This is a genomic window from Meiothermus cerbereus, from assembly GCF_051297115.1.
Taxonomy (GTDB): domain Bacteria; phylum Deinococcota; class Deinococci; order Deinococcales; family Thermaceae; genus Meiothermus; species Meiothermus cerbereus_A.
In genome coordinates this window covers 21,939-28,268 of sequence record NZ_JBEVAL010000037.1, presented here as the reverse complement: position 1 = coordinate 28,268, position 6,330 = coordinate 21,939, and the positions used below count along the sequence as shown (strand labels likewise).

The window sequence follows — 6,330 nt, the reverse complement described above, 5'->3', positions numbered from 1 at the left end:
GCGCCTCCTGTTGGCGCAGTTTGGGGAAATGTGGCTGGTGGCTTTTCCGAATTGGGGTCACGGGCCTTAATTGACTCGAGCGCGTGGCTTTCCTTGCGGTATAGCAACACCGCGACCGCGTCCAGGGGCAGTCGCATAAGCTGTTCGCACAAGACCTCCAGGGCCAGGCGCAGGTCCAGACTGGAATTGATGACCTGGTCAACGGCGCGTAAGGCCTCGAGCTGGCCCACACGCGCCTGAAGCTTGCGCCGCAGCGAGGCCCGGCGTACCGCATTGCCGATCACCTCGCCCATAAGCTCCAGGCGCTGCACTTCGCGCGCGCTAAGCTCGCGGGGGTGGGCCACCGCCAGCGTAAGCGCGCCCACCCGCAAGCTTCCCGCCCGCAGGGGCAGCACCACCCCACCCCAGCCGGGTGGTACCAGGTGGCGGATGCCCGGGCGCACCCTGGGGTCGGCGGCAAACTCACGGCTCTGGTAGAGCATCCCGTTCAGCAGCACCCAGCCGGTTATGCTTTCTTCCCGGGCGACCGGCGGGGTGGGGATTTTGAGCAACCAGCCCTGGCTGGCCATCTCCTCCAGGGCATGGGTCTCGGGGTCGTAGAGCAGTATGCTGCCCACAGGGGTCTCCAGGATGGCCAGCGTCTCGTCCAGGGCAGCCTGGAGCATCTCCTTGAGGTCGTCGGAGCGGCGCAGGGCCTCGGAAAGCCGAACCACCGCCTCGAGGTCGAGCTGGTGCTCCTGGGCCTCGGTAACGTCGAAGCCCACACCCAAAATCGCCGAACGCCCCCCCAAGTCTACGCGGGCCCCCGAGTAGTCCAGCCAGCGTGTCTGGCCGCTTTTAGTCTGGATGCGAAAGCGGTAGCGGCCCTCCACCCCCACGCCCCGCAAGCGGGTCTGGCCGCGGGCGCGCACCATCTCCCGGTCGAGGGGGTGTACAAACTCCCAGATCGGGCGGTTTTTGATTTCCTCCAACGAGTAGCCCGTGATGCGCTCGGCCTCGAGGTTGGCAAAAACCAGGCGATCCTCCTGCCACATCAGAATGAGGGCGGGTGCGGTCTCGGAGAGGGTACGGAAGAGGGCTTCCTGCTCGGCCAGGGCGCGCTGGGCCTCAATTTCGCCGGTGGCGTCGTAGGCGTAGCCGGTCAGGAGCTGGCCTTCTGGGGCGGCCACCCGATGTTCCTGAAGCCAGACCCACTGCCCGCTCTGGCCGTGACGGTAACGGTAGCGCAGCACCTTAACCTCGCCAGGGGTGCCCGCATTGTTGAGCAGGCGGGCCCGATCTTCGGGGTAGATGTTATCCCACCACAAAGAGGGGTTGTGCCGCAGGGCCTCGGGGGCGTGGCCCAGGATTGTCTGGGCCTGGGGGCTGACATAAAGCAGCCGGCCAAGCTGACCCGGCAGAAATTCCACCTGGAACACCACCCCCGAAAGCGCTTCCACCATGGCCTTGAAGCGGCTTTTTTCCTGCTCCAGCGAGTGCCGGAGCCGGTCTTCCTCGGTGATGTCGCGCACGTTAAGCACAATGCCCCGCACGGCGGGGTCGTGCAGCAGGTTGCGCCCCCAGATACGCGCATGGCGCTCTTCCCCAGAGGCATCCAGGATGCGCACACGGTACTCGCGGGTCTCGTCGGGGTGGTGCACCATGTACTCGAGCGCGGCCTCGGCATAGGGGCGGTCGTCAGGGTGCACGAAGTCGAGGATATTCGTCTGCTGCTGCAAATAGCCTTCGGGGTTGTAGCCCAGCACCTGCCCCACATTGGGGCTGGCGTAGCGCATGGTGCCGGCTTCGTCCATCAGGTATATAAGGTCGGAAGTATTCTCTACCAGGGCCCGGAAACGCTCCTCCAGCCGGGTTTGCTCGCTAAGGTCAATTAAACTGCCCTCGAAATAGAGCACCTGTCCGCGGCTATCCCGCACCGGAAGGGAGTACCCCTGCACCCACAGCACCTGGCCGTCCTTGCGCCGCAGGCGAATGCGCTGGGCCAGCAATAAGCCGGCTTTGGCGGCCTGCTGAATAAGCTGTTCGCGCTCTGCGGCCTCGAGGTACAGCGCCCGGGCATTCAGGCCCAAAAGCTCTTCTCGGCTGTAGCCCAGCATGGTGCAGAGGGTGGTGTTGGCCTCGAGGATGCGCCCGTCCGGGGTCGAGCGGTACAGGCCCACCGGCACCGACTCGAAAAGTTCCCAGCGGCGCTTGCGCTCGAGGAGCTTGTCCAGCGCTTCTTGCAGGCTGTGGGGAAGCCTCGAGGTGCTCACAAACTCGGTCAGGATAGGTGCTGCTTCCACCAGCGCCAGGGCCTCGAACTCGGCAGGCGCCAGCACGACCACCGGGGTATCGGGGGCAAAAGTTTTCACAAGGCGCAGTGCCTCGAGGCCATACCCTGGCCCGGCACAGAGAATTACCGCATCGCAGGCCCCTTTACTCAGAAGCTGCTGGAGCGTGGTCAGGTCTCTGGCCGTATGCCACTCCGCCCGCAAACCCTCGAGGCTTCGCTGAATAAGCGGGTCATCGTGAGGGTTTTGGGTCGCCAGTAGGATCCGCAGCACTAGCAGATTATAGTCCTCCTTGTAGCCTGACCTGTTCAAGTCTACACCCTCTGGTCTTCGGACAGGCCCGGCCAACAATCAATCGGTAGCTGGTTTGACCCTACCGATTGGGCAGTCCAGGGGAAAATCTTACTTAAAGCGGTTGGAGCCCGGGTGAGCCAGCGAGGGAAGGTTCATCAGCTTGCTGGTCTCGCGGTAACCTGGCAGGTCGCGGTACCAGTCCTTGTAGCTCGAGCCCCCGCTGGCAATCCATGGGTCAAATTTCAGGTAGCCATCCCGAATGTCAATACCCAGGCTAACCCAGCCTCCGGGCCGGTTCTGCTCAAACCAGCTGGCGCACCAGTGTACGGGCATAAAACAGGGTTTCCTGCACTGCCTCCCAGTCGACCCCATCGGGCCGGTCGGTAGGCCAGTGCCAGTTGGGGGGTATCCCGTTCTTCAAACGAATAAGCGTCAGGCAGGGGGTTTTTCTTGCGGCAAAAGGGCGGGTATCGAAGTAGGCCAGGCGATAGGCCAAAGGTTGCGCGCCTGGGGTGGCCCTGGCCCGCTCGAGCAAAACCCCCCGGTAGGCATGGTAGACCAGCATCCCCTCGCCGGTGGCATAAAACAGCTCGCCCTGACCCACGTTGTCGATGTTAAGCACCAGGGCATCGGGTGGGATTCGCCCCGAGCGCACCAGGAACTCGGCCCCCTTTGCTCCAACCTCCTCGCTGCCTGTAAGGGCCAGCACCACCCGGTGGTCGGGTAGGGGATCCCGGCGCAGCTCCTCGAACAAGGCCACCGCCACCGCCACGCCTGTCGCGTTGTCGTTGGCTCCGTTGACATAAGGCGCGCCGAGTTCACGCAAAGCCAGAAGCACTGCCTGTACCAGAAAATACAGGCCCAGTAGCTGCGAAACCCCAGTCCACAAAGCCCCCAAGGGCAGCAGCGTAGCCAGCGCTGCATTAATCAGAAAGTTGTGGCGAAAAAACCGTACCCGTTTGGGGTGGTAGAGGAAAAAGGTCTTGGCCGTATCGTAGTGGGCCATCAAAACCAGGGTCTTGCGGCCCTGTCCGGTCTGGGCCAGCACATTTTGCGAGGGGTAGCGGTCAAAAAGCTTCCGCCAGGGTACCCACCAGCCCGAGAAATGCGCCCAGAAGCCGAGGGCACCCACCAGGGCCAGCCACCAAAGCCCCAGCCAGCCTCCCAGGGCCAACAACAGGCTAATCAGGATGAGCTCAGGGCCATAGCTGCGCGGGGCCATAAAGGGCTGCACTTCCACCTGATATTCGGGATCCTCCGAAGTGCGGGGGCTGGTCTGCTCGAGGTAGGTTTTGAGTTTCCGGGCTGCCAGGGCCTCGCAGGCCGTGGCGCTCCCCCGGTGGGGCAGGGCACAGAGTTCTTCCCAGAGGTGGCGCATGGCTGTAGCTTAACGCCGCAGACAAAAAACCGGACACGGGGGGTCTGGGGGTTTTGCATCACACTTTGTGCGAAAGTCCCTTTGTCCCCACCAAGCCCAGGGCTTAAACTTGGAGGCATGGGTAAGAAGCGTCGGGAAGAAAAGCTCAAACGCAAAACACAGCAGCGCGTACCGCTCTCGGGCCGGGACATGCTGCGTATATTCCCCAGTCTGCTCCTGCGGGCTTTTATTGTGGTCATGCCGCTAACCCTGCTCATGACCATTCTGGGCGGCAGTGGGGTTACGCTGTTCAACAACTTCTGGGTACAGATGGGGGCTTATCTGGCGGCTTACATCGTGTTCAACAAGTTTATCTTTGGCCCCATCCGCAACTACCGACCTGTGCAGGCCAACCCCTCCAGCACGCCCAAAGCCAAGTAGTTGCCTTTGTCGCGGCCTGTCTTTGGCCGCGTGCACAAAGTTTCCTGATATACCCCTGGCGTGGTAGCCCCGCCGGCACACCGTGCAACCACAACACACCAGGGCTGTTTTTTAGGGAGGGCACATGCCGCCGAGGCCCCACACAACCGCCTCAAGCAGGAGGTGGGGCGTCAGATGTGTTGTTGGCGCTATCGCACCCTTCACAGACGTTGCCTCCCATCCGGGAGGCAACTGTGCTGTGCAGGGCACAGCCATCAAGGTGGTAGGGGGGTCAATGTGCTCTAAATTCGCTTTGCGTCAGCCCAGAAGCCTTCCAGGTCGTAGTACTCACGGGCCTCGGCGCTCATCAGGTGCACCAGCACCGGGCCATAGTCCAGGAGCACCCAGCGTGGGCTGGGGCCTTCGACCTTGTTGGCCCGGATACCTTCTTCTTCCTGTAGTTTTTCCCGCACGGCCCGCTCGAGGGCTTGCAGGTGGGGTTGGGAGGTTCCGGTGGCAATTACAAAGTAGTCGAGCGAGTCGGAGACAGCGGTCAGGTCCAGCGCCACCACATTCTCGGCCTTCTTGTCTTCCAGGGCTTCTTTGATCTGGCGGATGAGTGTTTGGGTATCAATGGCTTTGACCATTCGTCCTTATTGTACACAAGTGGGCAGGACAGGCTACCTGACCTCAGGGATGTACTCGAACTCGTGCTGCCCAAAGCGCACGGTATCCCCCGCCCGCACCCCGTGGGCTTTAAGGGCCTGCTCCACCCGGTAGCGCTTGAACAGATCTTGCAGGTAGCCTGCGGCTTCCATCAGGTCGCCCTTAAGACGGTCGAGGTGGCGCTGCACCTGGGGGGCCTCGAGCTCAAACACCCCTTCTTCTACCTGGGTTACCTTGATGTAATCGGGGGCCTCGGGCCTGGGCCTGGGCTGTTCCATTATGGGTTTGGGCGCAGCCTGCACCAGGGCAAACAGGGCCTCTACCAGCTCGGACAACCCCGCGCGGGTCTGGGTAGAGATGGGCAGCACCGGTAGGCCATTCTGGCTCAGCTCGCCCACCAGGGCCTGCACCTCTTCCGGGGTCAGCAGGTCTATTTTATTGAGGGCAATCAGGGCCTGGCGCCCTAAGAGCTCGGGGTTGTAAGCCCGCAGTTCGGCCTGGAGGGTGTGCAGGGTTTGCACCGGCTGGTCGGTGCCATCGAGCACGTATAAGAGAACTCTAGTCCGGGCGATGTGGCGCAGGAACTCCAGCCCCAGGCCCCGGCCCTGGGCGGCCCCCTCGATAATGCCAGGGATGTCGGCCATGGTGATGCGCTCGAGGTTGCGCTCAATTACCCCCAGGTTGGGCGAAAGGGTAGTAAAAGGATAGCTGGCAATTTTGGGATGGGCATGGGTCAGGGCCGCCAGAAGGCTGCTCTTGCCAGCGTTGGGGTAGCCCACCAGCCCCACATCGGCCAGAAGCATCAGCTCTAGGCGCAGTCTGCGCTTCTGTCCTTCCTCGCCAGCTTCGGCAAACCGGGGGGCCTGCCGGGTAGGGGTCACGAAACGGGTATTACCCCAGCCTCCGCGCCCTCCTCGGGCAGCCACTAAGGTCTGGCCCTCCTCGATCAGGTCGGCCAGCAGTTCGCCGGTCTCGGCATCGTAGACCCGGGTTCCTCGTGGCACCTCGATAACCAGGTCTTTGCCCGACTTACCAAATAGCCCTTTGCCCATCCCGTGCTGGCCGTTCTCGGCTTTGTACACCCGCTTGGAAAGGTTGGAAAGCGAGTCCACCTGGCCCAGGGCACGCAGGATAATCGAGCCCCCATCGCCCCCATCACCCCCGTCGGGGCCACCTTTGGCGATATATTTTTCACGCCAAAAGCTAATGCAGCCGTCGCCCCCACGTCCAGCGGCCACGCTAATCTCGAGCACATCTCTGAACATAAATCCTTCACCAAAAAAAACGAAGGCCAGAAGCACAGGCTTCCGCCTTCGGCGCAAA

Annotated in this window: 6 protein-coding genes; 1 reads left to right on the top strand and 5 read right to left on the bottom strand. The window is 62.4% G+C overall.

The annotated features are described in order from the left end of the window. The 3 genes from ABWU19_RS09140 to ABWU19_RS09130 all read right to left on the bottom strand — a co-directional run. Nucleotides 1-2,543: PAS domain S-box protein (locus tag ABWU19_RS09140; RefSeq protein WP_435901396.1), on the bottom strand; the 2,543-nt coding region annotated here is incomplete at its 3' end. A 129-nt stretch (nucleotides 2,544-2,672) separates the two neighbouring features. Beyond that, nucleotides 2,673-2,897, bottom strand: coding sequence for a DUF4842 domain-containing protein (locus ABWU19_RS09135; protein ID WP_027875948.1), 225 nt, complete (start codon nucleotides 2,895-2,897; stop codon nucleotides 2,673-2,675). Then, nucleotides 2,866-3,942 carry a M28 family metallopeptidase gene (locus ABWU19_RS09130; RefSeq protein WP_435901395.1) on the bottom strand — a complete coding sequence of 359 codons (1,077 nt, stop codon included), beginning with the start codon at nucleotides 3,940-3,942 and terminating at the stop codon, nucleotides 2,866-2,868. The genes ABWU19_RS09135 and ABWU19_RS09130 overlap by 32 nt, the downstream gene beginning before the upstream one ends. A gap of 117 nt (nucleotides 3,943-4,059) precedes the next feature. Here ABWU19_RS09130 and ABWU19_RS09125 point away from each other — a divergent pair, with 117 nt between their 5' ends. After that, nucleotides 4,060-4,362 (top strand): hypothetical protein, encoded by a 303-nt coding sequence (locus ABWU19_RS09125; protein ID WP_027875950.1) that lies wholly within the window; start codon nucleotides 4,060-4,062, stop codon nucleotides 4,360-4,362. A 281-nt stretch (nucleotides 4,363-4,643) separates the two neighbouring features. Here ABWU19_RS09125 and rsfS read toward each other — a convergent pair whose 3' ends face one another. Both rsfS and obgE read right to left on the bottom strand, forming a co-directional pair. Then, nucleotides 4,644-4,988 carry a ribosome silencing factor gene (gene rsfS, locus ABWU19_RS09120; protein ID WP_027875951.1) on the bottom strand — a complete coding sequence of 115 codons (345 nt, stop codon included), beginning with the start codon at nucleotides 4,986-4,988 and terminating at the stop codon, nucleotides 4,644-4,646. A gap of 33 nt (nucleotides 4,989-5,021) precedes the next feature. Then, nucleotides 5,022-6,272, bottom strand: a complete 1,251-nt coding sequence (gene obgE, locus ABWU19_RS09115; protein ID WP_435901394.1) for a GTPase ObgE — start codon at nucleotides 6,270-6,272, stop codon at nucleotides 5,022-5,024. Nucleotides 6,273-6,330 lie beyond the last annotated feature (58 nt).